The sequence below is a fragment of the Bacillus yunxiaonensis genome, from assembly GCF_037104695.1.
In the GTDB taxonomy this organism is placed as follows: Bacteria; Bacillota; Bacilli; order Bacillales; family Bacillaceae_G; genus Bacillus_A; species Bacillus_A yunxiaonensis.
Genome location: NZ_JBAWSV010000002.1, coordinates 232,375 through 258,074 on the forward strand (window position 1 = coordinate 232,375; position 25,700 = coordinate 258,074).

A 25,700-nucleotide genomic window follows, 5' to 3' on the forward strand; every position below is an offset into this window, starting at 1 on the left:
ATCTACCCCTCTCCCCGTTACTTTGAACGTTTGTAAAATGGTGTTGGAACGACAACTGCTTTGACGCGTTTGTTACGAATTTCAATTTCGACTTCTGTATCAATTGCTGCATATTTTACATCAATTAGCGCTAAACCAATGCTTTTCTTTAACGTTGGAGATTGTGTACCACTTGTAACTTCCCCGATTTTTTCATCGCCTACATATACTGGATAATGAGTACGCGGGATACCGCGCTCAATTACTTCGATGCCGACTAATTTACGAGGGGCACCGTTTTCTTTTTGTTCCTTTAAAGTTTCTTTTCCAAAGAAATCTGCTTCTTTGTTTGGTTTTACTGCAAACCCAATTCCAGCTTCAATTGGTGTAATATCTTTCGATAACTCTTGACCATAAAGTGGAAGTGTTGCTTCAAAGCGAAGTGTATCACGAGCTCCTAAACCACATGGTTTTAAGCCATCTTCTTCTCCTGCTTCAAGAAGTTTTTCCCAAAGCTTTGCAGCGTCTTCGCTCTTACAGTAAATTTCAAAGCCATCTTCACCTGTGTAACCTGTACGAGATACAAGCGCTTCTACACCATCTACAAGAACATGGTCTTTAAATTTAAAGAACTTAATTTCTTTCAAATCTTCTGACACAACTTTTTGTAAAATGTCTTCTGCTTTTGGTCCTTGAATTGCAAGTTGTGCAATTTCGCTAGAAACGTTGACTACTTGTACATCACCGCTTACATGAGACGCTAACCACTCGTAATCTTTTTCAATATTTGATGCATTGATTACTAATAAATAGTCTTCTTCCCCGCGTTTGTAGATTAATAAATCATCTACTGTACCACCATCTTCGTAACACATTGCCGTATATTGTGCTCCGCCTACCTTTAAGATAGAAACGTCGTTTGTAACTACACGTTGTAAAAATGCTAAACTATCTGCACCTTTTACTTCTACTTCTCCCATGTGAGACACATCAAAAAGACCTGCTGCTGTACGAACAGCCTCGTGTTCTTCTTTAATGCTCGAAAATTGAACTGGCAATTCCCAACCACCAAAGTCAATTGTCTTCCCACCATACTTCGCGTATACATCAAATAGCGGTGTACGTTGTAATGTAATCATGTTCTCTCCCCCTTACGCTGTCTATGACAAATCAATAAAAGTTGGCTTCCCATATCTAAACATTTTTGATTCTGTAAAGATGGGATATACGGAATCTCACGCTATTTTTTTATGAAAGCGTAAATAAAAAAGTACTTTCTTGGATAAAATACGAAAGATTCCACACATTTCACATCATTATCCTAACATTTTTCGAGTCGTTTCATCAATATTCTAGCTAAAAAAATAATTTAGAATTTATAGAAGGTGAGATTTTATCCATGAATGTCGAAATTTCAATAGATCGTTCTTGGCAAGAAAACTTCTTAAAACGAATAGAAGAAGATGGCCCGTGGACAAATTGGGAACTATTTCATCTAGCATATCAAACTGAACAGTCCCTTCTCATTCCAACATTTGACGGGTTACAGGCACCCAAGCATTTACCTAGTTTCACGCCACTTCCACATCAGTTAGAAGTAGCACAAACAGTCATTGAAAAAATGAATGGAAAAGCAATCTTAGCAGATGAGGTTGGTCTTGGAAAGACAATTGAAGCCGGGCTTATTTTAAAAGAATATATGGTGCGCGGACTTGTGAAAAAAGTGCTTATTCTTGTACCTGCTTCACTCGTTTCACAATGGGCATATGAATTGAATACGAAATTTTTCATTCCAGCTGTCGCCCAAAGAAAAAGTTACTCCTGGGAGCAAGCTGACGTTATCGTTTCTTCCATCGATACAGCAAAACGCTCTCCGCATCGTGACATTGTTTTAAATTTAGAATACGATCTCATTATTATTGATGAAGCACATAAACTAAAAAACAATAAAACGAAAAACTATGAATTTGCGCAACTATTAAAGAAAAAGTTTTGTTTATTACTTACAGCAACACCTGTTCAAAATCGCATTGATGAAATCTTTAATCTTGTTTCATTATTAAAACCTGGCCATCTCGGCAATCAATCTAACTTTGAAGAATATTATGCTTCTAAAAATCGTAACGCTGAAACAGATGAACATTTAAAAGAGCTTATCAATAAAGTAATGGTACGGAACCGCCGGCATGACACTGGCATTGAATGGCCAAAGCGACACGTTCATACGCTCTTTGTAGATTTCAATGAACAAGAGAAAGCATTATACGATGCAATTGAAGGGTGGAAAAGGCAAGATGCATTTACTTCTGCATTTTCTGCTTTAACATTAAAGCGTGAGGCATGCAGCAGCCGAGAAGCTGTTTATTTCTCACTCAAAAAACATGTAGAAAAGCGTCAAAAAGAAGATGAACAATATACACTAGATCCATACATAGATGTGTTGATGGAAAAAATTAATTGTATTTCTTCCAACTCAAAAGCAAATAAAACATTAGAAATTATTAAAGAAATTAATGATAAAGTTGTAATCTTCACAGAATATCGTGCTTCTCAAATGTATTTACAATGGTTTTTAAAGCAGCATGGCATCTCGTCTGTGCCATTTCGCGGCGGATTTAAACGCGGTAAAAAAGATTGGATGAAAGAATTATTTCAAAATCATGCACAAGTATTGATTGCGACAGAAGCAGGCGGTGAAGGAATTAATCTACAGTTTTGCAATTATATGATCAACTATGATCTTCCTTGGAATCCGATGCGACTGGAACAAAGAATCGGACGTATTCATCGTCTTGGACAAAAGCATGATGTTCATATTTATAATTTGGCAACGAAACATACAGTAGAAGAACATATTTTAAAACTGCTGTATGAAAAAATTAACTTATTTGAGCGTGTCATTGGCGATTTAGATGAAATTTTGACAAGAATTAATATGAAAAATATTGATGCGCACATTCAAGATATTTTTGCACATTCCAAAAGTGAAGGAGAAATCCGAATAAAAATGGAAAACTTAACATCCATTATTGAATTTGCAAAACGAAATGAAACTGAGGTGCGTGGTTATGCAGCAACATGAAATTCATAATTATTTAAGTTGTTTTTTCGAGGCAAATAGCTGTGAAATTTTGCAGCGTTTTCCACATTTACTAGACGTACAACTAACAATTGATATGGACAAGCTGCTGATGAACCGTCCATTTTACTGGCATTATCTTGAGAAGACTGGCGGAACACCAAATCCGATGCGTCTTACATTCATTACCGATCCAAAACACGAGGAGAAAGAAGGCGAGCTCATTCACTATGGTTCTCCGCGCTTACACCAAATTTTTCAAGCCACAAAGGAATTAGGTGCTTACATTCGTTTATTTGAAGAGGTTCATTCTAATGGACAGGCAAGCATCCCGCTTCATCCTTGGCTTGGCGTCAATATAAAGGTCTCCTATCAATGTGATCGAAAAAAAGACATGCTGTATTCCGTCGGTATCCATCTTATTTCTGGTACGATGATTACAAATTTTCATGAAGCATTATCAACACTTCGTTTAACACCAAAAATCCCTGATTTTTGTTTTACATTAACACCTATTATTAAACCGCAAAGCGGGTTATCTAGAATTGAAGAAGCAATGAAAAATGTCATTGGGACAGATGATCACACATGGGCTGAAGAAGCAAAAGTGCGTTGGAATCACGATTTACAACTATTAAATCGTTTTTACGAGGAAAGTGATGAATTACCAGAAAGCTACAGGGTAGAAAAACAAGCATTGCAAGAACAATATGAACCGCGCATTACCATGCAAATCATAAACGGCGGACTCTTTTATGTCACAGCAAATCATTTTCTAACATAAAAAGCACCTTCTAGAAGGTGCTTTTTTTATCTCGCTACTTTTGGGCAGTCAGAGCCCGATTGGGTGGGCTTTCCATCAGTGGAGGATGAAGCCCCCACTGATGGAAGTTTCACTTTATATTTTCCCATTATATTTTCGACCATCGTTATGTTCTTGTTGATGAATCTTTGTCATTCGCTTTTGATATTCTCTCTGTTTTGCACTCACATGATTTGCATCTGTTTCTTTATTCTTCTTTGAACCGCCTGCTCCGTTACTCATTTTGTTCACCCCACTCGCATATACTTCACCATTAGTTTTAGCAATCATAATTTCCCTTATGCAAAAAAAGTAAGGAGAGGCATTAGCCTCTCCTTACACATATTTTTGAAACATATCATGCAGACCTTGATTCACAAGAAAAGAGATCTGCTCATCAGACTTATCAGGATAACGATCACGTAGTCGAATAGACGCCTTTATAACTAAATTTTCTAATACAGAACGACCTCCTTTTCCATAAATCGTTTCCGCATATTCTACCAACTTTCCGTCCTCAACTCTTGCAGGGTTTTGATCAAAGAAAAACTTACTCATTTATACCACCTCTTTTTGATAACGTTTACATTTATATAGATTCAATATGTTATTTATTTCACAATTAATGTATGCATGTATGAATGATTAGTTTCATTATAAAACAATATTGTCACAGTATTAATGTGTAATTTAGACAAATTTGTGAACAACCCAAAAAATGAAAGCGTTTTAATCATTATATAACAAAAATGATTACCTTGCTAGAGGTAATCATTTTTGTTTCTATTCTTCGTTTAATACACGCTCAAGACGTTTGCGAAGCATTGGCATACCACTTCCACCTGCTTGGAAGTGGCGCAGTTTACCTTCTTTATCAAATACGTAATACGCAGGGACATATTTATTTTCAAATGCATCTGTAATTACATGCTCGCTATCAACTAGGATTGGTTGAATGATATCATGACTCTCTGCCATTTTTTCAATTACCGCTAAATCTAAATCATCTTCTGAACGAGGCATATGAACTGCAATAACATTTAAACGATCATCATATTCATCGCGTAATTCATTTACTTCTGGCATTGCTTCTTTACATAGATAACAACTTACTGACCAAAAGTGAATAAGCGTTGGTTTATCTCCAATTAACTCTTCACGTGTGATTGTGTCATTTAAAATTTGTGTTGCACCTTCTAATGATGGCATTTGCTCGCGTAATTTCATAAACTTAATTCCCCCTTTAAATTATAACGTTTCTTGCCCTGGTTTCCAGTTTGCTGGACAAAGTCCGCCTGTTTGCAATGCTTGTAGAACGCGTAATACTTCGTCTACTTCACGCCCGATATTGTTGTGGTGTACAACTTGATACATTAATTCACCCTCTGGATTTATAATGAATAATCCACGAAGTGCAATGCCTTCTTCTTCTAATAACACACCATAGTCACTTGATACAGTGTGATTTGTATCGGCTGCTAATGGATAACGTAAATCACCTAAACCGTTTTTCGTACGATCTGTGTTAATCCACGCTAAATGTGTGTGCACTGTATCTGTAGAAACACCGATTACCTCTGCGTCTAAATCTTCAAATTCGTCATAACGATCAGAAAGAGCGATGATTTCAGTTGGACAAACGAAAGTGAAATCCATTGGATAGAAGTATAGAACTGTCCATCTATCATTTTTCATATTTTCTTCTAAACTTACTTTTTTAAATTCTTTATTTGGCATCACAGCATTCATTTCAAAACGCGGTGCTTGTTTTCCTACTAAACGTTTTGTCATATCCGTATTCTTCCTCCTAAGAGCTAATTAATATTTATTTCTACTTTATAATTATTATAATTAGTATTATACAGGTTATTAAATTGAAGTCAACATTAAATTAAAATTATTTTAATTTAAGTTTCTTTATCAATTAAATAGGTGTAATATTCAGAATTATTGTTGTAAAATACAATTTGAGGAGGATTTTGATGAAACAAAACCATAAAGCTTTATACGATATCGTTTTTTATCTCATCTTTCCATTTGTTATTTGGAAATTCGGCAAACATTATGTGGATGCGTATTATGCAATGCTCATTTCTTCTGTACCAGGTATTTTCTATACGTTGTATTGTTTCAAAAAAGAACGACAATTTCATGTGACTGGCTTTTTCATTCTTATTACGATGATTGTAAACACAAGCGTAGACTTACTTTCTGGCTCAGCTGAAAAGATGTTATGGAATGACGTATACTATCACATTACACTTGGAACTCTTGTCATATGTACCATTTTTATTAAGCAACCACTTATGTTATATTTCGCCGCCGACTATGCTGCACTCCAAGGCTATGATCGAAAGGAATCACAAGTACTGTACCGTGATCCTCGGCTCTTTCCATCGTTTCAGTACTTTACTTTGTTTTTTGGCTTACAGTTTATTCTACTTAGTTTCGTCAAAATATATATGATTTCTAAGTTTGGGGTAGATGGATACGGAGAAATGAAAGCACTTATGACAGGAATTGGTTGGTTCGTTTCGATAGGAATCGGAGCTGGATTCCTTTGGGTTGGTCATAAAATTAAGCAAGTGACAGAAGCAGACATTTAACTTATAAAGTAAAACTCCCATCAGCGGGGGTTTTTTATTCGTTTGAAATAGAGTGTTTCTTTTTCTTTGGCTCTATTAAAGAAAATCAAATAGCATAGCCAACAAAAAAGAAAGCAAACTAAAATCGTGGATGCCGATAACGAAAAATATATAAAAATATCACTCCGACATCTTTATATAGTGTAATAATAGTTGGCATCCTTGAAGGAATAACTAAATCAAACTACAAGGGCGGTGAAAAAATGGCTAAAAACAAGAATAACCAATTTAAAAATAATAAAAATGCTCAGCCAAAAACAGATGTAGAATTTTCAGGAGAAAATGGACTTGAAAAAATAGCATTAAGAGCCCAAAAAAAGCCAAAATAAGTAAAAAAATACGAGGCAGTTAACCTGATGTTTTTAGAAATACTAATAGGTACATTCGTTAAGTAAGTAAGAAATAAAAGTAGCAAGATAAACAAGTAGCTCCACTGTTTACAAACAGTGGAGCTACTTGTTTAGGTTATATTGTCGAATAGATGACGAGTACAACTCGCCGTAGAAATTGTACTATGGCATGCAGTTCTTTTCTAGTAGTAAATTATTCCAAAAGTATTAACTCGATTTTTTTCGCTTTTTCTTCACTTGCCGGTAAAATACTGCGGCACTTAACGGCAGCACACCGAACCAACGATTTAAAAATGGTTCTCTTTCCTCGCGGCGCTGTTGCCGCTTTTGTTTTCGGTCAGCTTTTGGAGCATCCATATATGATACGAATTGTTGTGTCATATATCTTATATAATCATTTGTAGACATATCTCTCACCCCTACTAGATTAGTATGTCCACTTTTTTATGCCTTAATCTGCGTTTGAATTTCTTGCACAATTGTTTCAATACTTTTATTTGTCGTGTCTATTTTCAATGTTGCTTCTTCATAATAAGCTTGACGCTTTTCAAATTTCTCTATAAACGATGGGATGTTTTCTTTTTGAAATAACGGCCTTGTTGTATCCTCAGCAATGCGCTTTGCAATCACATATGGATCACAATACAAATAAATTACAATGCCATGTTCTTTCATCCACTGTCGATTTTCAGCTTTTTCGACTATTCCCCCTCCTGTTGTAATAATATAATCATTTGTAGGTAACGATTGCAGTACTTCACTTTCATACTTTCGAAATACGTCTTCTCCTTCTTCCGAAAAGATATCTCGAATAATTTTCTTCGTGTTTTCTTCAATACGTTGATCTGTATCAATCACTGGGATATGAAGTACACTGCTTAATGCTTTACCAATTGTCGTTTTCCCAGCTCCCATAAAACCTGTTATATATAATGCTCTCATACTACAACCTCTCCTCTTGCCAATTCGTAATCGCTTCATTATTTGTATTATAACGAAAGCTCACTTTATGTGTGAGCTTTCGTTTCGTTATACATTGCAAAGTAACAAAAGCATCTCCATTTACTATTGTGTACCCTCCCTTTGCTTCCCCTTTTTCATACGTATAAAAAAATTCCCTTTTTCCCATTCCAGTTTTTAATTCTTGTTTCACTTCTGCAACAGCTTGATCCGTTATTTCTTCTAATATAAACAATTCTTCTGCTTCTGCATAAAACTTTTGATCTGATAAGAATATATTTGTCTCATATACAAAGAAAGACATGAGCAACAATATGAGAATGATTGTTCCCGGCATTGTAAATCCACTTTCAGATCTCATCTATTCACCTCAATAGCAGAATAACGGGTAACAACACCATCATATATCTTACCACTTATATCCTGCACGCGTATTATCAATGTATGCGCTGTTAATTCATAAGAAATATTCTCTACTTTTTGTAAAAGAACTTCATGTCCCGTACCATTTACTTTTCGAACAACATTATTTCCAGACATAACATACGTAATACGTTCTCCTGTCTTTGTTTTCAAAAACAATTTTCCGTCTCCACTATTTCCTTCCTCTACTTCTCGAATTTCAATTTGCACTTGCTCTAAAAAAATATTCCATTCCCAATTCGTAACTTGTTTAGAGTAAGGAGTTTCTATAAATAATACGTGAAGCCGAGGTAGAAGAAGAAAAAATACCGATAACAATAAAAAACACATCATCACTTCTAATAACGTAAATCCTTTTTCTTTTTTGCTATTTTTTAACATAGCGACACCGTTCATTTTCTCGTTGTTTCATATCTTTCCATTGTACACATACCTTGTCAGTCTGCCATTGAATTCTATACGTTACATTCTCATATCGCTTTTCTATTACTGGTGAAATTACATGATGATACATATATACGGCCGCTGCTTCTTTTAAGAATAGCTGTGCTTTGTACCGGAGTTGAATATTTTTTCGTTCTTGCATAATGAGAAGCGTTTGCGGGAGCAAGAGTGAGACCGTCATCATTAATAAACTAAGGGACACAAGAATCTCAAGCATAACCGAACCTTTTTCACACTTCATAATACGTAAATCTTCCTCTCCCAAGCTGAAATACGATATAATACGTTTTTGTTTTATAAGAAACAATAATTGTGCCGCCTCTATTAATATTTCCATCAGCACCGTAAGTCATTGGATTTGGAAACGTATTTAAGTTCACCTGTATATCAGATGGATAGTAACGAACAAGAACAGGATCTGTTTCCCCTGAAGATGTAACGCTATACTTTGCTTGATTAGAAAACCATCGTAACGTATGACGATTACGATGGCTTATCGCTGATTGTTGCATAAAAAGAATGTCTTGGGAAAATTGATTGATAAACTGATCAATTTTTTGTTTTTCATATATTGAGGATAGATTAAAGTATGTTACAAAACTTAATATAGAGATGGCGCTTAATACGATGAGCATTTCTAATAGCGTAAAGCCATTTTTCTTCACGATTTCCCTGCAACTGTAACTTCCCCATCTGTCGCATCAATTGTAATACTCTCACCTTTTGGACAAGTTTTAGATGTAATATATTTACCATTGTATAACTCATCTACTGTTGGGACTTTATTATATTCAAGTTGATACGCTTGTACTTGCGCTTCAACAGACTTTACAAAGGCGTCGCATCCCTTTCCTTGTACAGAAGAGCGCTGTTTTACCACATTTGGAATAATAAGAAGCAGTAAAACAGAAATCACAAGCATAACAAGCAACATTTCTAACAACGTAAAGCCTTTTTCATTTTTCACAGAACAAGCCTCCTAAATAGAATCCATCATTTGAAACATCGGCATAATCATCGCCAAATACATGAGAATAACAACCATTCCGATACATGCAAATAAAAGAGGTTGCACAACAAATAAAATACGATTCATTTTCTCTTCCATCTTTTCTATTGTCAGTTCACTATAATCGGCAAGCTCTGCTGCTAAATTCCCATTTGCTTGTCCATGTTTAATAATATAAGAAAGCTCCCGTTCGTAGTAAGGACGGTTCATCATAATGAAATCAAGATGTTCGCCTATCGTTAATAACTCCTGTATTTTGAGAGCTTCACATTGAAAAAATGGATGATGCTTTTGTTCCTTCATTAATGTGAGCGCTTCTAATATAGATAACCCGCCTTGCAAAAGACCGCTTAATTGGATTGCAAAATAGTGTGAGTTCGTTAACATAAAAAACTGTTTTATAAGAGGCACTCGCATAAAAATATTCATTCTTCTAATCGGGTGCAACCTCTTTACATACACTATATATATAAGCACTACAATGCCGATTGCCAAAGCAGCTCCACCTATCACATACGGAAGGACTTGAATAAACGTTAAAATATCGTCTGTAAACGAAGAAGAAGACCCGCGGAGTGAGGCATATAAAGTTGAAAATTGCGGTAGAAGAACCATATTAAATACGAGGAGGATTCCTAATAAAAACAAGGAAAGAAAAAGCGGATAACGTAATACTTTCATCATATTTTTTTGGTGTTTATCTTTTCTGCTGAGTAGTGAGCTTCCTTGTTGCAAAGCAAAGGAAATGTCACCATGCTGCTCTGCATAAAATAAATAACTTAAAATGTCTGGGTGAAATGCAAGTTTATAGAACACATCATGCAAGCTACTTCCTTTTTTAAATTCTTCGGCAGCATCTTGAAGCTGTATTTGTTTTTGAGGATTTAAGTGGAAATGAAGAAATTCTAATGCATGTAATAAAGAATATCCCTTCTCTAAGAGCTCACCAAGCCTCCGGAGCAATAAGGCTTGTTCATGTAACCGCCACTTCTCATGTTTAAACATAGATATCTTCTTCAATAAATCCTAGTGCATATCCTTTTCTTAATTCATCTTGAAGTGTTGTATATTGATACACTGCTTGTTTTCCATCCGCTTCCCGAATTACTTCTTTTAACTCATAACCGTACAATAATTCATAAATGCTTGCTCGGCGTACATGACGCATTTTTTTACATAACGGCGAGCATTTTCCTTTGCAAAATGGACATTTCAATTCCACTAGTCTTTGTGCCGCTACTGCTAATAACGACTGTTCAATTTCTTGAAGGGTAATACCATAATCCATTAAGCGTAACACCGCACTTTTCGCATCATTTGTATGCAATGTCGTCATAACTAAATGGCCTGTTAAACTTGCTCGAACCGCCACTTTTGCCGTTTCTTCATCTCGAATTTCTCCTACTAAAATAATATCCGGGTCATGACGTAAAATTGCTTTTAATCCAGTTGCATACGTAATACCAGCTTTTTCATTAATTTGAATTTGTAATAACCCGTCCTTTTTCTTTTCAACCGGATCTTCAAGCGTAACAATGCGGCGAGTCTGCTCCTTCTTCGCTACTTCTAAAAGAGCATACATCGTTGTTGTTTTTCCTGACCCTGTAGGTCCTGTAAAAATAATTAATCCATGCGAATGATGTAAAAAAGAGAGAAGTGTTTTCGCGGAACTTGGGAATAATGAGAGATGTGAGAGAGTTGGCACCGCCGTTTGCAAGTGCATACGAATGACCAAACTTTCATGATGTATAGTTGGCAAAGTAGAAAGGCGTAAATATACTTCCTCCTCATCAACTTTCATCTGCAATGAACCATTTTGCGGTTTTCTCCTTTCACCAATATCCATAGATGCTAAAAATTTAAAGTGCGATACAAGCCGTTCGCAAAACTCTTTTGAAATACAGCGCTTTGTCACCAAATCTTTTCCAATACGTAATTGCACAATAGCATCTTCATGACGCGGCACAATATGAAGATCTGATGCACGCAACCGACATGCTTCTTTCATGATTGTGTCAGCAAACTGTTCAACAGCATTCACTATTATCCCCTCCTCACTATTTATATATCATGGCCATCATGAAAAGAAAAATGAGGAGTTTTCTATTTCTATCTTGAAATTTTTAAATTTTCCAAAAGAAAAACAGGAAAAAGTATGTGAAATTATGAACAATTAATGAATCATTGCCAAAACTGATTATTATACAACATTATCTATATTATAATGTTGTTATCTTAGATAAACCGATAAAGGTGGCGATCCTCATGGAACAAGCTTTAAAAATTACAAACGTACTATCTGATCCAACACGCTATTATATTTATCAATATATTTCTCAAAAACATAACGAAGTTACTGTACAAGAAATTGCTGATGAATTTAATATTCATCCAAATGTTGCACGTCTACATCTCTCTAAGTTAGAAGATGTAAATATGTTAAAATCGGAAACAAAAAAAACAGGCAAAGGCGGCAGACCAAGCCGGTTATACGCACTATCAGACGATGTGATTCAACTGCAGTTCCCGTTTCGTGATTATCAATTGTTAGCACAAATTGCATGCAATACGTTACTTAGCTTAGGCGAAGTTGGTAAAAATGCGCTATATGAGACAGGTAAGCAGTTTGGTAAAGAATTAATGGAACAACATCTACGTCATCTAAACATTAACGAAAATGAATTGACTGTAGAACAAAAAATACAAATTGCCAAGGAAGCTCTAACAACAGCCGGATTATCTCCGACATTCGAATTAAGCATTGATGAAACAAAAATCTTCTATGAAGTATACAATTGTCCTTTTAAAGAAGTGGCTATTCACCACCCAAAAGAAATTTGCAACATGCACGAAGATATGATGAAAGGTATCTTTGAAATTCTATTTCCGAACAAGGATTTAACACGCAACGATACTATGCTAGAAACAAGTTGTAAGTCTTGTAGTTATCATATTCATATGTAAAACAAGAAGCCAGATTATACTGGCTTCTTATTATTTTGTAAATGTTTACAATAGTTAGAAAAGTACATTATAATAAAAGAAGTATTGAGTTCATACAAAAGGAGGGGAATGGGATGGAGCGCATGTTTCGCGTTCTCGGCTTTTGGACAGGTATTTTTTCAGTCATGTTTTATTTAGGGGATATGTATAGCACAGCACTATTATTTTTAGGACAAACAGGATTTTTCGTACTTTTAAGCTATTTAAAATTAACAGAGCGCATGTACATTTATGTATTCGGCGCATATTTAACAGTTTTCTTCATCGGATTCACATACTACACGACATTCCTTCTTACACCAGGAATAGGACATTAAGATGGCATATATGCCATCTTTTTTTATATCCAACTCATTTCATAGTTGACTTATAGGTTTTATTGGAATATATTTGTATGTAACAGATTTGAAGGAGGAAAATAGTATGAATACACTGTCAGTTAGCATAAACGTTGTAATTATGCTCTTATTAGTCGGCGTGTTATATTATATGCAACGTAAGCACGTATCATTTAATAAACGTGTATTTACCGCACTCGGACTCGGAATTGCATTTGGACTTATTTTACAATTTTTTTACAAACCAACTTCTGAAGTCATTATCCAATCCAACAATTGGTTTAACTTAATTGGAAGCGGTTATGTTAAGTTATTACAAATGATCGTTATGCCGCTTATTTTAGTTTCTATTCTTTCAGCGTTTACAAAATTGAAACTAACAAATAATCTTGGTAAAATTAGCGGTTTTATTATCGGTATTTTACTCCTTACAACTGCAATTGCTGCTGCAGTCGGAATTGCTTCAAGTGCTGGTTTTCATGTTTCAGCAACTGGATTGCAGCAAGGAGCTGCTGAAACAGCTCGCTTAAAATTAGTGGAAGAAAAATCCACTTCCATTGACCAAACACCCATCCCGCAAAAATTATTAGAATTACTCCCTGCAAATCCATTTCTAGATTTAACAGGCGCTCGTCCAACATCAACAATTTCTGTTGTAATCTTTGCAGCATTTATTGGGATCGCCTTCTTAGGAGTGAAAAAGAAATACCCAGAGCAGGCAGAACAATTTAAGAGTATGCTCGATGCCGTATATGCGCTCGTAATGCGGATGGTAACATTAATTTTACGTCTTACTCCATATGGCGTACTTGCTCTTATGGCAAAAACAGTTTCAGGTAGTGACATCCAGGCCATTTTAAAACTTGGAAACTTTGTATTAGCGTCTTACGTAGCACTCATTGTTATGTTTATTATTCACTTATTACTTATCGCTCTTTCTGGTTTAAATCCAATCCAATATTTGAAAAAGGTATTCCCTGTTTTAACATTTGCGTTTACTTCACGCTCAAGCGCAGGTACACTGCCATTAAATATTGAAGCGCAAAAAGAAAAACTAGGCATTTCAGAAGGAATTGCAAACTTTGCGGCATCCTTTGGTGTATCAATTGGTCAAAACGGATGCGCTGGTATTTATCCTGCAATGCTTGCGATGATGGTTGCGCCAACTGTTGGTATCGATCCGTTGCAGCCGCAATTTATCTTAACGTTAATTGCCGTTGTTACGATTAGTTCATTTGGCGTTGCCGGTGTTGGAGGCGGAGCAACATTTGCAGCACTCATCGTACTTTCTACACTGAACTTACCAATCGGAATTGTTGCTCTATTAATCTCTGTTGAACCATTAATTGATATGGGACGCACAGCTTTAAACGTGAGTGGTTCTATGACAGCTGGTTTGATTTCTAGCAAATGGCTCGGAGAATTAGATGTAAATACGTACAATGAAACAGTCAATACAACTGAAGAAGTTGCATTATAAGAAAAAACAGCTGACAGTAATCTGTCAGCTGTTTTTATGCTTATTCTAAACGAGTCTATTATTTAGGCGAAACAAGAATTTTCACTTGTTTTTTATCTTTCACAAGTGCTTCAAATCCTTCTTTCACAACTTCATCAATTGTAATTTTTTTCGTAATTAGTTTCTCTGCTTGTATTTGACCAGAGCTAATTAATTTAATAACCGATGGGAAAATGTGACGATATCCAAGAATACCAATAACCTCTTTTTCTTTTAAAACTAAGTTATTTGGAGTAATTGTTGCATCTTTTTCCCATACACTGACAATGACAGTTTGTCCATCAAAGCTAGTACTTTCAATTGCTTGACGAAGCACAACTTCAACACCTGTTACTTCATAACTAATGCGTACACCAACGCCATCTGTTAAATTGCGAATTTCTTGTAGTACATCTTGTGTAGCTGGGTTTAATACATAATCAGCACCTGCTAATTTTGCTAATTCTTGGCGTTCTTTAGAAAGCTCAACCGCAATAATAGGAGTTGCCCCGGCCGCTTTCGCTGCTTGGATCACAAGAAGTCCGATTGGTCCGCAGCCAAATACAGCTACAGATTCGCCTTCTTTTAATTTACTTTGACGCACTGCATGAACTGCAACTGCAGTTGGCTCTACAAGTGCACCTTGTTCATAAGTCATGTCATCTGGAATGTGATGAACCATATTTTCAGGTACAACAGTATATTCAGAAAAACCGCCGCCATCTCCGCCAATACCATGGAAGACAAGCTGGTCACAAAGATTATAATAACCACGCTTACAAGCTTCACATTTACCGCAAGAATAAATCGGTTCCACAACGACGCGGTCTCCTACTTTATAAGATGTAACACCTTCACCAATTTCAACGACTTCACCACTAAATTCATGACCTAAAATAACCGGTGCTTTCGTATGTGTTAACGGATGTTCTTCTGTTGGAATAAAAATAGGCCCTGCTAAATATTCGTGTAAATCCGTTCCACAAATTCCGCACCACTTTACTTTAATTTTGACTGCTCCTGGTTTTACAGCTGGTTCTGGAACTTCTTCAACTCTTACATCACGTTGATCATACCAAAGTAATGCTTTCATGTATATCCATCCCTCTCTGCATGTATGTAACTTCATTTATTTAATCTGGTGAAGTATATAATTATTATAATACTAAAATCCATATATTTCAAAATATAATTATTAAAACCCCCTACAATTTTCCAAACATGACAATTCTATATGAATACAGCCTTCTTCTTAAGAAAGAGAGTATCGCGCTATGCATAGCAACGGTGGGACATTCTTCTAGCCAAAAGAATGCGAATGCCAGGCACTAAAAAGTTTGTTTAAAAAGAAAAAGAAGTTAACACCCTACAAAAAATCATACAGCATAAATAAAAAACACGCTATTTTCAGCGTGTTTTTTCCGGACATAATTATACCATTCAATTTGTTAATGAACGATCGTTAAAGTAAGCACAGTAATAAAACTTTTTACAAATAACCTTGTTCCTCGCACCAATCATGAAATTGCCGAACATCTACATCAATTAAAACAATATCTTTTAATTCAATATCGATATTCATATCGTCAATTACAATCGCATATTCTGTACTGCTCTTCGTATCATTTCGTTTTATGACTCCTATTTGATTCCGATGCGGGCCATCTTTTACATATGCTTTTTGTCCTGTAATATCAAAGTTCAACATCTTCACCTCTTTCATTTGCTCCATTTCTGTATGTATATGATGAAACAACGAAAGAGTCCCCTACTTTTTGCTTTATTACAATTATTTTTCATTTGTTTTAATTGTATAAAATATACATAAAAATTCATGTTATAAACGCATTGATAGCGCTTTCTAAAATAAACTCATGTTATACTAATACAGTGAAAAACCCATTAGCAGGGACTTCACTGATGGCCAATTCAAGCATCGCTTTTTGCGCACGTTTATTCTTCACTATCTTTTTGGCTTTCTCACAGTCTTGAGGTGGAGAACTTACTGTTCATAAATAGCGAGGATAAATTAGAATTTCTTAAAGAGGAAAAACAATGAATACAGTAATCATTACAAAAATCATCGAAACTTTAAAATCATATGGATTTCAAAATGCAGCATATTGTGAAAAAACAAAACAGTATTTGTTTCACAACGACACAGATATTATGAGCGGCTATGCAGAAATAACATATAGCGCTCAATTTGAAAAATTCAGCGTACACATTCATCCTATTGAAACACATCACCTTACAGAATTGCATGAAGTGGAGAAGCATATACAATCTTGCATACGAAAGGTTGAATATTTAAATACAATCATTGAAAAGCAATATAAAAACGCAGAACATACAAAAAAAAGAACGTGCTAAGCACGTTCTTTCTCTATACAGTCATATTTTCTTTAATTTGAAGACCTGACGCATTCTCTAATAATTCAACTACTTCTTCTAGTGTCATATCAAAAATCGTTTGCTCACCTTCTACATAAGGAAACTTATGAAAACGCTTCTCCATTTTTTTCACTGCATCAGATGAAAACATCGAGCTATCTACATGAAATTCTGATTCCAATAACACAATACAATCTAATAGATGAAATCCTAAACCATTTATAAAGGAAATGAACTTCTCTTTTGACTGCGATGATACAAAAACGTTACGCTCAAGTTCATAAAATAATTCTTCGCCTAAGATCTCTTCCAGTTCATCATCATGTTCACGATTTATAATCTCTTCATACCCATAATCATCAACGAGTTCTTCTACTTCTTCTCCATCTTCAAATAGTAATTGTGCTAAAAATGCACCTTTCTTATATTCACTTTGCTGTACAACTGTTAAAAAGTTTGTTTTCCATCCTTGCTCTAAATTCATATTTCGTTACTCCTTCTATACATTCTGGATTTTTAAATATATATTTTGTTGCAATTGCTTTTTCGCTTTCTCATTACATTGTTTAACAAATGGAGATACGACAGACGCTCTTTGCATCTTGCCATTTTTATAAACACACGGATCAATTAATCGTGCTTTTCCACCCTTATAACAAATGTCGTATTCTGCCCTGTTCTCTTCTAATTCTACTTTTGAATGTAAGGAACTAAGCATCTTCTCAATTTCACTATCTCCACTATTTCGCAACATTTGTAACACCGTTTCATCATCAGCTAAAAAATTAGATACATGCAAAATGTTCTTTCGCAACGCTTCTTTTAATACCTTTGTTAATATATAATAACCATACGAATTCAACGGATGCAAAAAGAAATCAATCGTTTCTTTATAATAAGCTTCTGTAAACCATTCTGCTGCCTGTACAGACTGTAAACATATTTGTCCATTATGAACTGTTACGTCCTCTAAAAAAGAACATACTTCTTGCTTTGAAATCATTCCATATGTATATAAATCCCGTAACGTATAATCTACACGATCCGCACATAAATTCGGAAGAGGTTGTTCTAATAACGTCCATTGTTCCCATTTCTCAATCATCCTATAATCATAGTCATACTTCTGCAAAATAGACGGAACCTCTGAATGCTCAATAACATCCATAAAGATTTGTTCATGATAATCTTCATCTTTCTCCTCTAATACGTGGTCCACAATGTGAGAAAATGCTGTATGAGATATATCGTGAAGCAAGGCTGCAATTTGTTCCTCTACACTACCACCTAACATTTTTACAAGAATCATAACGCCAACTGAGTGCTCGTAACGTGTTACATTCCACGTTGGATTCACGAGAAAGCTTGCACCGCCTTGATGAATCTTCTTAAGGCGCTGCACTGCTTTTGATTGCAATAGTTCTGCGAGCACTCCATCTATATGATGTTCACCATATATAGCATCATCAATTGTAATCAAACCCTTGCACCCCCTAACACTTGTTCAACAAATTCTTCTATACTGCCTTCCACTATATGTACTTCTGGTAAATGGTAAAACGTTGTATCTAAAGAATGATTTTCACTATACAAATATACCTTTTTCTCCCAAGCAAGTGCCATTCCAAACTCTGTATGACTTCCTTTCCCTCCATCCAACAAAAGCAGAAAAACGTCTGCAGCTTGTACAGCTTGTTTTTCTGCTTTTCCAATACTTTCTAATTCTAATCTATTTGTCGCTTTTTCATTTTTTGTCCAATCATATGTATGAATCCATCCTGCTTGTTTCAGTTTATCAGCTACAAAACGGACAAGAGGTTTATTTGTAAAGGTTGAAGCAATGTAAAATTTCATACTACTTCTCTCCTTATTGTGTAATACATAGACAGGAAACTCTTTATGTGCATGAAAAAAGAGGACGTTTACAACTATAACTCTTTTTTTACTTTTTTATTGCTTTTATCATTTAACATATCTAATTCAGCTGTAATTTCTGATTTTTCTAGTTTACGTTCTTGTGAAAAATTCCGTCCCATATAAACTATAATACTACCAATATACAATACTAAACAAACAACTAGAGCAATGTTTTCATAGAGACTTAGCCCCAACATAGTCACTCCTAATCTCATCCGTATTTTCACGCATCAACAATTAGAATTCTCCTGTCAAATCTATGTTATTGTAACATAAAGTATGCTGTTATCTCTATTTAAAAAGCATGATTTCTATGAAATCATGCTTTCGTTACGTAATCAATTATCGTTTGCAACGCTTCTTGTCCGTTATACTGCTGCATAGATCTTTTATACTGCAAACGATGTTTATACAATTCTTCCACATATTCAACAAGTAACGTTTCCGTTAAATCTTCTTCAAATAACACACGTCCATATCCTTGTTTTTCAAACGACTGTGCATTTAAAATTTGATCGCCTCGGCTCGAAGATTTCGGAAGAGGAATTAATAGCATCGGCTTTTGCAGTGTTAGAAATTCAAAGATTGCATTGGATCCTGCACGAGAAATGACAATATCTGTTGCTGCTAATATGTCTGGCAGTTCACCATGAACATATTCAAACTGCTTGTATCCTGGCATACTTTCAAGCTTTTCGTCGAGGTTTCCTTTCCCGCACAAATGAACAATTTGATATGTTTGAAGAAGATCTGGCAATGCACCGCGCACTGCTTCATTAATGCGCTTTGCCCCTAAACTGCCTCCCATAACCGTAATAACTGGCTTTGATGCAGTGAACCGTAAAAATTGCAGTCCTTTATTACGACTCCCTTGCAATACCTCTTCTCGCACAGGTGACCCCGTATAGACTGTTTTTTCTTTTGGTAAATGTTTTTTTGCTTCTTCAAACGTAACAAATATTTTCGAAGCAAAACGAAGAGCAATTTTATTTGCAAGTCCCGGTGTCATATCAGACTCATGTAAAAAAACAGGAACACGGTTTAACCATGCACCAATTACAACTGGTACAGATACGAAGCCACCTTTCGAAAAAATAACATCTGGTTTTAATTTCCGAATACGTACATACGCATCCATAACCCCTTTCATCACAAGAAAGGGGTCTTTTATATTTTTCAAATCAAAATAACGACGAAGCTTTCCGCTTGCTACACCATAATAAGGAATCCCTTCTTTTTCAATGATAGTCTTTTCGATTCCATTGTGCGAACCAATATAGCACACGTTCCAACCACCCTTTTGAAAATGCGGTATAAGCGCTAAATTAGGCGTAACATGACCAGCAGAACCTCCGCCTGTAAATATAATCGTCTTCACAGTAAGTCTCCTTTTATAGAAGTTTTACTTTAGATTATAACACACTGAAATAACGTGCTTCTGGATGAGCAAATACCATTGCTGTAACGGAAGCCTCTGGTTCCATCATAAACCCTTCCGTTAAGGAAATTCCAATCTCTTCCGGATGAATGAGGCGGAATAACTTTTCTTGATCAGCCAGTTCCGGACATGCAGGATAGCCAAAAGAAACGCGAATTCCTTGATATTTTGTGCGGAACCGCTCTTCCATCGTCATGTTTGGTGAATCTGGAAATCCCCAGCGATCACGTATGAGCATATGCGTTTTTTCAGCTAAGCCTTCTGCAAGTTCAAGTGCCAGCGACTGAATAGCATGGCTGCGTAAATAATCACCTTTCTCTTTCCATTTCTCTGCTACGGCGCGCACGCCTTTTCCGACTGTTACAGCTAAAAAAGCAACATAATCCATTTCATCCCCAACTGGGCGCAGGTAATCGCCTAACGTTCGGTATGGTGCTTTCCCTTGTCTTGGAAATGTAAAACGTTCTAATACACGCGCCCGATCTTTTGGGTCATAAATTAAGATATCTTGGTTTTTACTTTGTGCAGGAAAGAATTGATATACAGCACTCGGACGTAACCACGATTCTCCTTCACGAAGTAATTCATCAATTAAATCATTGAGTTCATGGGCCCTTCTATCTCCTTCCTGCAACAATTTTTTTACGTTCCCTTTTAAACCTAAGTGATGCCCAAGTAACATTTGTCGATTTAAAAAAGGAGCAAGATGTGCTACTGGAAAATCCCGGAGAACGACACGTTTTGTAGAATCTGGTATGATCACTGGCACTGCAGGTAATTTTTCAATCTGTACTGGTACCTCTACTACTTTTTTCTCTTCTGTTGCAACAACATGTAGGTGGCGCTTCGCTTTTTCTTCACGCATCTTTTCTCGTTCCTCTTCGTGTTGCAGACGATTGATAAGATCTAACCCCGTCATCGCATCGCTTGCGTATAAGACGAGTCCTTGATAAGAAGGAGAGATGCGAGTTTCTGTGAATTTCCGCGTCAGCGCTGCTCCGCCTACAACAATGGGAACATCAATATTTGCTGCTTTTAAGTCTTCTGCTGTTGTCACCATCTGTTGCGCAGATTTAACAAGTAATCCTGATAATCCAATAATATCAGGATTTTGTTCTTTCACCTCTTGAATAATACGATCAGATCGCACATTAATACCGAGGTTCACAATATCATATCCATTATTAGATAAAATAATTTCCACTAAATTTTTACCGATATCATGTACATCCCCTTTTACTGTAGCAAGCAATACTTTCCCTTTCTTCGCACTATCAGTTGTCTCCATATATGGCTCTAAATAAGCAACCGCTGCTTTCATGCTTTCCGCACTTTGCAACACCTCTGCAACAATCAGCTCATTGTTATTAAATAAACGCCCTACTTCATCCATTCCTGCCATAAGCGGCCCATTAATAATGTCAAGCGGCTTTCTTCCTTCAGCAAGCGCAGCTTGCAAGTCATCGTGTAATCCTTGCTTCGTTCCTTCGACAATATAATGAGATAAGCGCTCATCAAGCGTTAACGTTTCAGCTGCTACGACTTCTTTCTGCTTCACATTTCGATAAAAGTTTGTAAACTTCTCTAATGTTTCTTTCGTCGTTTCAAACAAAAGAGCGTTTGCTAATGCTTTTTCTTCTTCAGAAATAGAGGCATAGCGCTCTAGTTTTTCAGTATTAACAATTGCATAATCTAAGCCTGCCTTTGTAGCATGATATAAAAAGACTGAATTTAATACTTCGCGTCCTGCTGGTGGTAAACCGAACGAAATATTACTTACACCTAATATCGTTAAACACTCAGGCATTGCTTCTTTTATAAGCCGAATGCCTTCAATTGTTGCCACAGCTGAACCGATATATTCTTCATCTCCTGTTCCAACAGGGAATACAAGTGCATCAAAAATAATATCAGATGGGCGTACTCCGTATTTCGTTGTTAATAACTCATAACTTCTTTTCGCAATTTCAAGCTTCCGCTTGGCCGTTACCGCCATACCAATTTCATCAATTGTTCCAACAACAATAGCAGCTCCATACTGTTTAATAAGTGGAATCACTTTTTCAAAACGCTCTTCTCCATTTTCTAAGTTAATGGAGTTAATCACTCCTTTTCCTTGCAAATAAGTAAGAGCTCTTGCCATAACTTTCTCATCTGTCGAATCGATCATAATTGGCACCTTTAATACTTTCGTCACAGCTTGCAGGAAATTCTCCATATCTTCTATTTCATCACGGTCTGGATCTGCCATACAAATATCAATAATATGGGCATTTTTCTTTACTTGTGCCCTGGCTACTTCTGCTGCTTCTTCAAAGTTCCCGTCTGCAACAAGACGTTTAAATTTCCTTGAGCCAATTACATTCGTACGCTCCCCAACGAATAACGGACGCATTGCATCTTCATATTGCAATGCTTCAAGCCCGCTAATTCCATGCCCTTTTCTTTCTTGCTTCACACGTGGCTGAAATGATAACAACGCCTCTTTCATCGCTCGAATGTGTGCTGGCGTTGTTCCGCAACATCCACCAACAATGTTGACCCAACCTTCTTCTGCAAACTGCTTCACTTTATATGCAAGCGAATGCGGTGACTCATGATAATGGCCATCTTCATCCGGAAGCCCAGCATTTGGATAACAAGAAATATAACACTCTGATAACTCTGCGAGTGAACGAATATGTTCTCTCATAAACTCCGGTCCTGTTGCGCAGTTTAACCCTACTGATAGTGGATTCATATGCTCTACCGATAAGTAAAATGCCTCAATTGTTTGCCCAGCTAACGTTGTTCCCATCGGTTCAATTGTTCCAGAAATCATAAGAGGAACTCTTTTATCTGCCTCAACAAATGCCTTTTCAATTCCTAAACAGGCCGCTTTTACATTACGCATGTCCTGACTTGTTTCCACAAGTAACAAATCTACACCACCACGCAATAACCCGCGTGCCTGTCTTGTGTATGCCTCAATAAGCCCCTCAAACGTCACCCCACCCGTAACACTAATCGCTTTTGTCGTTGGGCCCATTGCACCAGCTACATATACTTCTTTTTCGCTCTCTATTACAGCCTGTTTTGCTAATTGAGCTGCCTTTTCATTTAACTCCTCATCTAAGTGAGAGAGATTATAATCACTTAGTACAATGTTCGTTGCACCAAATGTATTTGTTTCAATAATATCTGCTCCTGCTTCAATATACGCTTTATGAATATGTAAAATAACATCTGGGCGTGTTTTTACTAAATATTCATTACAGCCTTCATATTCTTCTCCGCCAAAATCTGCAGCCGAAAGGTCTTCTTGTTGAATCATCGTCCCCATTGCACCATCTAAAATTAAAATGTCTTGCTGCAATCTTTCCTCGATTGGTCTCATACATTCATTCCTTCTTTCTGCTCTTTCTTCGCCTGAATATACTTAACAAGTGCTTCTGTCACTTCGTACTTTAAAAATGGTGTAATTAAATAAATACCATTAAATAATTCCATTGCAACATCAATTAACTCTTGAGATATACGAATCCCTTCTGTCACTGCTTCTTCTGGCGTTCTATGTCCATCCATACGCCTTCTCACTTGTTCTGGAAGGGTAATGCCTGGCACTTCAAAATGCAGAAAATCTGCATTTCGTTTACTTACAAGTGGCATAATGCCAATAAAAATTGGCTGCTCAATATGCTTCGTTGCTTCATATACGTTTCGAATGACTGCAGCATCATAAATAGGCTGCGTTAAAAAATACTCCGCTCCAGCTGCAATTTTTTTCTCCATTCGTTTTACAGCTGCTTCTATATGTCTTACATTCGGATTAAAGGCCCCGCCCACTGAAAAATGGGTAGCTTCTCCAATTGTTTTCCCTAAAATAGAACGCCCATTATTCATTTCTTTAATCATTTTAATGAGCTCTACAGAAGAAAGATCATATACAGATGTTGCACCAGGAAAATCACCAACGCGGGCTGGATCCCCTGTTAATGCTAATACTTCCTCCATACCGAGCGCTGCTAATCCAAGTAAATGAGACTGAAGCCCGATCACATTATGATCACGGCACGTTAAATGAGTTAATACAGGAATATCGTTCTTTGTTAATAACGCACCCATCGCCATGTTTGATACACGAGGTGATGCTAAGGAATTATCTGCTAACGTAATAGCATCTGCTCCCGCACGCTTCAACGCTTTTGCTCCTTCAAAAAACCTTTGTGTGTCCAAAGTTTTTGGCGGATCAAGCTCAACAATCACTGTCGTTTCTTTCTTCGCTTTTTCTGCTAACGTAATTCGATCCACTGTATGTACACGCTTCGTTGTTATTACTTCTGTACGCTTTACAACTTCTTTTGCTGTTACAGGACGCTCATTTTCAAGCGCTCGTTTCATCGCTTCGATATGAGTAGGGGTTGTACCGCAACACCCCCCCAGTAACCTAACTCCTTGCTTAATAAATTCTGGCGCCATCTCTTCAAAATAAGCAGGGCTTCCTTCATATACATAACGACCTTCTACATACTTAGGAAGACCGGCATTTGGATATGCAGATAAATAACCATATTCAGGAATTGCTATCGTTTTAAAAGATTCAATCATATGAAGCGGCCCTAATTGACAATTTAATCCGACCACATTTGCACCATACTCTATAAGCCGCTTCAATACATCATCTACACTATTTCCATTTTGAGTTGTACCAGCCGCGTGAAGAGCAAGCTGTGCAATAAGAGGGACATTTGTTTGCTTTCGTAATACTTTCACTGCATGAAGCAATTCAAATTCATCATAAAAGGTTTCCAATAATAGACCATCAACATTTTCTTCTAGCAAGGCATTTGCTTGCTCTAAGAGCATAAATTCTCGTTCCATATCAGTCGTTGTAACTGCTCCAATGTGTTTCATACCACCGATTGTTCCAACAATTGCATTCTTTTCTGTCACTGCTTCTTTTGCATGTCTTACAGCAGCACGGTTAATCTTTCTTACGCGATCCTCAAGCCCATACATGCGCAGTTTCCCTTCATTTGCTCCGTATGTATTTGTTTGAATGACATCTGCCCCGGCTGCAACATATTGTTTATGAATCGAAATAATCCGCTCCGGTTCAGATAAATTCAATTCTTCAAAGCAGCTTTGTAAACCATGAGAGTGCAACAAAGTTCCCATCGCCCCATCCCCAATAACAATTCCTCTTTCCAATAAATCTAGTAATTTCACATATCTCCCTCTCTTCTTTCCAATATAAAAAACCCCCTCTTCTCAATGAAGAGGGGGACAGCATTTCATCCTCCTCTCATCATTCAGAACAATTTGTTCTGCAGGTCTTAGCACCGTTTCAAACACATTGTTTGAAGGTTGCTGGGTTTCACAGGGCCTTTCCCTCCACCACTCTTGATAAGAGTTCATTCTATTGTGAATGCCAAAAGTAAA

30 protein-coding genes, 1 pseudogene and 1 riboswitch are annotated in these 25,700 nt (G+C 36.5%); of the genes and pseudogenes, 8 read left to right on the forward strand and 23 right to left on the reverse strand.

Translation table 11 applies throughout. The annotated features are described in order from the left end of the window. Positions 1-17: 17 nt before the first annotated feature. Entirely contained in the window at positions 18-1,118 is a 1,101-nt protein-coding gene (gcvT, locus tag WAX78_RS07270; RefSeq protein WP_336481630.1) for a glycine cleavage system aminomethyltransferase GcvT, read from the reverse strand. Between the two features lie 260 nt (positions 1,119-1,378). On the opposite strand from gcvT, the gene WAX78_RS07275 reads away from it, so the two are divergent. Together WAX78_RS07275 and WAX78_RS07280 are read left to right on the forward strand one after the other, a co-directional pair. Beyond that, entirely contained in the window at positions 1,379-3,061 is a 1,683-nt protein-coding gene (locus tag WAX78_RS07275; RefSeq protein WP_336481631.1) for a DEAD/DEAH box helicase, read from the forward strand. After that, positions 3,048-3,842: a YqhG family protein gene (locus WAX78_RS07280; RefSeq protein ID WP_336481632.1), complete on the forward strand. Its 795-nt coding sequence runs from the start codon at positions 3,048-3,050 to the stop codon at positions 3,840-3,842. The genes WAX78_RS07275 and WAX78_RS07280 overlap by 14 nt, the downstream gene beginning before the upstream one ends. A gap of 114 nt (positions 3,843-3,956) precedes the next feature. Here the strand turns inward: WAX78_RS07280 and WAX78_RS07285 are convergent, their stop codons facing one another. The 4 genes from WAX78_RS07285 to WAX78_RS07300 form a co-directional block, all read right to left on the reverse strand. Then, entirely contained in the window at positions 3,957-4,151 is a 195-nt protein-coding gene (locus WAX78_RS07285; RefSeq protein ID WP_336482025.1) for a hypothetical protein, read from the reverse strand. A 45-nt stretch (positions 4,152-4,196) separates the two neighbouring features. After that, complete coding sequence (locus tag WAX78_RS07290) at positions 4,197-4,418, reverse strand: hypothetical protein (protein ID WP_336481633.1); 222 nt, start codon at positions 4,416-4,418, stop codon at positions 4,197-4,199. A 225-nt stretch (positions 4,419-4,643) separates the two neighbouring features. After that, on the reverse strand, positions 4,644-5,087 hold the full coding sequence (locus WAX78_RS07295; RefSeq protein WP_336481634.1) for a TlpA disulfide reductase family protein: 444 nt from the start codon (positions 5,085-5,087) through the stop codon (positions 4,644-4,646). A 21-nt stretch (positions 5,088-5,108) separates the two neighbouring features. Next, positions 5,109-5,651: a peroxiredoxin gene (locus WAX78_RS07300; protein ID WP_336481635.1), complete on the reverse strand. Its 543-nt coding sequence runs from the start codon at positions 5,649-5,651 to the stop codon at positions 5,109-5,111. Positions 5,652-5,842: 191 nt separating this feature from the next. On the opposite strand from WAX78_RS07300, the gene WAX78_RS07305 reads away from it, so the two are divergent. Beyond that, complete coding sequence (locus WAX78_RS07305; protein WP_336481636.1) at positions 5,843-6,466, forward strand: VC0807 family protein; 624 nt, start codon at positions 5,843-5,845, stop codon at positions 6,464-6,466. 242 nt (positions 6,467-6,708) lie between these two features. Next, on the forward strand, positions 6,709-6,834 hold the full coding sequence (locus tag WAX78_RS07310) for a hypothetical protein (protein WP_336481637.1): 126 nt from the start codon (positions 6,709-6,711) through the stop codon (positions 6,832-6,834). Positions 6,835-7,062: 228 nt separating this feature from the next. On the opposite strand, the gene WAX78_RS07315 is transcribed toward WAX78_RS07310, so the two are convergent. The 9 genes from WAX78_RS07315 to comGA are packed head-to-tail and all read right to left on the reverse strand — an operon-like array spanning position 7,063 to position 11,732. Next, entirely contained in the window at positions 7,063-7,263 is a 201-nt protein-coding gene (locus WAX78_RS07315; RefSeq protein ID WP_336481638.1) for a YqzE family protein, read from the reverse strand. 36 nt (positions 7,264-7,299) lie between these two features. Beyond that, positions 7,300-7,797, reverse strand: a complete 498-nt coding sequence (locus WAX78_RS07320; RefSeq protein WP_336481639.1) for a shikimate kinase — start codon at positions 7,795-7,797, stop codon at positions 7,300-7,302. Position 7,798: 1 nt separating this feature from the next. Then, complete coding sequence (gene comGG, locus WAX78_RS07325) at positions 7,799-8,176, reverse strand: competence type IV pilus minor pilin ComGG (RefSeq protein ID WP_336481640.1); 378 nt, start codon at positions 8,174-8,176, stop codon at positions 7,799-7,801. Next, positions 8,173-8,619, reverse strand: coding sequence for a competence type IV pilus minor pilin ComGF (comGF, locus tag WAX78_RS07330; RefSeq protein WP_336481641.1), 447 nt, complete (start codon positions 8,617-8,619; stop codon positions 8,173-8,175). The genes comGG and comGF overlap by 4 nt, the downstream gene beginning before the upstream one ends. After that, positions 8,606-8,923, reverse strand: a complete 318-nt coding sequence (locus WAX78_RS07335; RefSeq protein WP_336481642.1) for a type II secretion system protein — start codon at positions 8,921-8,923, stop codon at positions 8,606-8,608. The genes comGF and WAX78_RS07335 overlap by 14 nt, the downstream gene beginning before the upstream one ends. Next, on the reverse strand, positions 8,913-9,347 hold the full coding sequence (comGD, locus tag WAX78_RS07340) for a competence type IV pilus minor pilin ComGD (protein WP_336481643.1): 435 nt from the start codon (positions 9,345-9,347) through the stop codon (positions 8,913-8,915). The genes WAX78_RS07335 and comGD overlap by 11 nt, the downstream gene beginning before the upstream one ends. After that, positions 9,344-9,649: a competence type IV pilus major pilin ComGC gene (gene comGC, locus WAX78_RS07345; protein WP_336481644.1), complete on the reverse strand. Its 306-nt coding sequence runs from the start codon at positions 9,647-9,649 to the stop codon at positions 9,344-9,346. Before comGC ends, comGD begins: the two co-directional genes overlap by 4 nt. A gap of 12 nt (positions 9,650-9,661) precedes the next feature. Next, positions 9,662-10,696 carry a competence type IV pilus assembly protein ComGB gene (comGB, locus tag WAX78_RS07350; protein ID WP_336481646.1) on the reverse strand — a complete coding sequence of 345 codons (1,035 nt, stop codon included), beginning with the start codon at positions 10,694-10,696 and terminating at the stop codon, positions 9,662-9,664. Continuing rightward, a complete protein-coding gene (gene comGA / locus WAX78_RS07355; RefSeq protein ID WP_336481647.1) occupies positions 10,689-11,732 on the reverse strand; it encodes a competence type IV pilus ATPase ComGA in 1,044 nt (347 codons plus the stop codon). Before comGA ends, comGB begins: the two co-directional genes overlap by 8 nt. 224 nt (positions 11,733-11,956) lie before the next feature. Between comGA and WAX78_RS07360 the strand changes: the two genes are divergently transcribed. From WAX78_RS07360 to WAX78_RS07370, 3 genes are all read left to right on the forward strand, one after another. Continuing rightward, on the forward strand, positions 11,957-12,655 hold the full coding sequence (locus WAX78_RS07360) for a helix-turn-helix transcriptional regulator (protein ID WP_336481648.1): 699 nt from the start codon (positions 11,957-11,959) through the stop codon (positions 12,653-12,655). Positions 12,656-12,768: 113 nt separating this feature from the next. Continuing rightward, a complete protein-coding gene (locus WAX78_RS07365; protein WP_336481649.1) occupies positions 12,769-13,011 on the forward strand; it encodes a DUF2626 domain-containing protein in 243 nt (80 codons plus the stop codon). Positions 13,012-13,117: 106 nt separating this feature from the next. Continuing rightward, the gene (locus WAX78_RS07370; protein WP_336481650.1) at positions 13,118-14,512 is read left to right on the forward strand and encodes an L-cystine transporter; all 1,395 of its coding nucleotides are present in this window, start codon (positions 13,118-13,120) and stop codon (positions 14,510-14,512) included. A 58-nt stretch (positions 14,513-14,570) separates the two neighbouring features. Here the strand turns inward: WAX78_RS07370 and WAX78_RS07375 are convergent, their stop codons facing one another. Together WAX78_RS07375 and WAX78_RS07380 are read right to left on the reverse strand one after the other, a co-directional pair. After that, positions 14,571-15,623 carry a 2,3-butanediol dehydrogenase gene (locus WAX78_RS07375; RefSeq protein WP_336481651.1) on the reverse strand — a complete coding sequence of 351 codons (1,053 nt, stop codon included), beginning with the start codon at positions 15,621-15,623 and terminating at the stop codon, positions 14,571-14,573. A 396-nt stretch (positions 15,624-16,019) separates the two neighbouring features. Continuing rightward, entirely contained in the window at positions 16,020-16,235 is a 216-nt protein-coding gene (locus tag WAX78_RS07380) for a DUF3912 family protein (protein WP_154710920.1), read from the reverse strand. A gap of 350 nt (positions 16,236-16,585) precedes the next feature. Between WAX78_RS07380 and WAX78_RS07385 the strand changes: the two genes are divergently transcribed. Continuing rightward, entirely contained in the window at positions 16,586-16,903 is a 318-nt protein-coding gene (locus WAX78_RS07385) for a hypothetical protein (RefSeq protein WP_336481652.1), read from the forward strand. Between the two features lie 13 nt (positions 16,904-16,916). Here WAX78_RS07385 and WAX78_RS07390 read toward each other — a convergent pair whose 3' ends face one another. From WAX78_RS07390 to WAX78_RS07420, 7 genes and pseudogenes are all read right to left on the reverse strand, one after another. Beyond that, positions 16,917-17,408: a hypothetical protein gene (locus WAX78_RS07390; RefSeq protein ID WP_336481653.1), complete on the reverse strand. Its 492-nt coding sequence runs from the start codon at positions 17,406-17,408 to the stop codon at positions 16,917-16,919. Between the two features lie 15 nt (positions 17,409-17,423). Beyond that, complete coding sequence (locus tag WAX78_RS07395; RefSeq protein WP_336482007.1) at positions 17,424-18,401, reverse strand: HD domain-containing protein; 978 nt, start codon at positions 18,399-18,401, stop codon at positions 17,424-17,426. Further along, positions 18,401-18,778, reverse strand: a complete 378-nt coding sequence (locus tag WAX78_RS07400) for a nucleoside 2-deoxyribosyltransferase (protein ID WP_336481654.1) — start codon at positions 18,776-18,778, stop codon at positions 18,401-18,403. Before WAX78_RS07400 ends, WAX78_RS07395 begins: the two co-directional genes overlap by 1 nt. 74 nt (positions 18,779-18,852) lie before the next feature. Continuing rightward, a pseudogene (locus WAX78_RS07405) lies at positions 18,853-19,075 on the reverse strand (DUF3966 domain-containing protein). A gap of 85 nt (positions 19,076-19,160) precedes the next feature. Continuing rightward, positions 19,161-20,219, reverse strand: coding sequence for an undecaprenyldiphospho-muramoylpentapeptide beta-N-acetylglucosaminyltransferase (locus WAX78_RS07410; RefSeq protein WP_336481656.1), 1,059 nt, complete (start codon positions 20,217-20,219; stop codon positions 19,161-19,163). Positions 20,220-20,253: 34 nt separating this feature from the next. Next, positions 20,254-23,655 carry a methionine synthase gene (gene metH, locus WAX78_RS07415; protein ID WP_336481657.1) on the reverse strand — a complete coding sequence of 1,134 codons (3,402 nt, stop codon included), beginning with the start codon at positions 23,653-23,655 and terminating at the stop codon, positions 20,254-20,256. Further along, the gene (locus WAX78_RS07420; protein ID WP_336481658.1) at positions 23,652-25,487 is read right to left on the reverse strand and encodes a bifunctional homocysteine S-methyltransferase/methylenetetrahydrofolate reductase; all 1,836 of its coding nucleotides are present in this window, start codon (positions 25,485-25,487) and stop codon (positions 23,652-23,654) included. Before WAX78_RS07420 ends, metH begins: the two co-directional genes overlap by 4 nt. A gap of 73 nt (positions 25,488-25,560) precedes the next feature. Further along, positions 25,561-25,671, reverse strand: a riboswitch (SAM riboswitch). Positions 25,672-25,700: the final 29 nt, after the last annotated feature.